This is a genomic window from Salmonella sp. SG203, from assembly GCF_013350575.1.
Lineage (GTDB): Bacteria > Pseudomonadota > Gammaproteobacteria > Enterobacterales > Enterobacteriaceae > Salmonella > Salmonella enterica.
Genome location: NZ_SNMT01000111.1, coordinates 1 through 482, shown reverse-complemented (window position 1 = coordinate 482; position 482 = coordinate 1). Strand labels below are relative to the sequence as shown.

The window sequence follows — 482 nt, the reverse complement described above, 5'->3', positions numbered from 1 at the left end:
GCAGTAACAGGGAAGTTCAGTCAGAATGTTACCGTGAAAGTTCGCTATCAGTAAGTCACTGCGGGTTTTTAAAAATTAAATACCCGCTGAATGCCCGTGCGGGAAAAACAAATAATAAAACATATTAAAAATATTTTAATGATACCTCCGGTCTTTTTTTCGTTAATCATGATGACGAGGTTTTTATGTGCCCTGACAATACACGAGCAAAAAAGCGGTACCTGACTCCCGGTAATGATATTCATTATCCCGGCCAGACCAACCATGATGCCTGCTTTATTCCGGAATGTGTCCGCCGGTATGCCGGGGAGCCCCTGTATGTCATCGTGGCACACTGGTGTCTGTTGCAGCAGGACTGGGTTCAGCGTAACCGGATATCAGAGGCGTTTCATATCCCGGCCAGACGGGCCAGCTATCTGATTGCCTATCTGAGGAGTAAAACATCACGGGTGGTCTGTGAATGCCGTCACCAGACCCTGCCC

At 47.3% G+C, this 482-nt stretch carries 1 protein-coding gene; it reads left to right on the top strand.

Features of this window, described 5'->3' with window-relative positions; genetic code table 11:
- Positions 1-185: 185 nt before the first annotated feature.
- The coding region (locus HV477_RS28070) for a CaiF/GrlA family transcriptional regulator (protein WP_175065764.1) at positions 186-482 on the top strand (297 nt) is incomplete at its 3' end.